This is a genomic window from Psychrobacter sp. UBA2514 (assembly GCF_002341255.1).
GTDB classification, from domain to species: domain Bacteria; phylum Pseudomonadota; class Gammaproteobacteria; order Pseudomonadales; family Moraxellaceae; genus Psychrobacter; species Psychrobacter pacificensis.
Genome location: NZ_DDNS01000047.1, coordinates 31,257 through 31,498 on the forward strand (window position 1 = coordinate 31,257; position 242 = coordinate 31,498).

Genomic DNA, 242 nt, shown 5'->3' on the forward strand with positions numbered 1-242 from the left:
AACCAGCCACAGCGACGCGCACGACCAGTTGTTGCACCAAATTCGTGACCGACTTTGGCTAAGTGAGCACCAACATCATCGAACAATTCGGTTGGGAATGGACCACTACCAACACGCGTGGTATAAGCCTTGGTGATGCCCAATACATAATCTAAGTACAATGGACCGATACCTGTCCCCGTTGATACGCCACCAGCGGTTACGCTTGAGCTGGTCACAAACGGATAAGTACCATGATCGAT

Annotated in this window: 1 protein-coding gene; it reads right to left on the bottom strand. The window is 50.4% G+C overall.

From position 1 onward, the window contains the following. Positions 1–242 (bottom strand): adenylosuccinate synthetase (locus tag B3V51_RS11400; protein WP_286708455.1); only part of this gene is annotated, 242 nt, incomplete at both ends.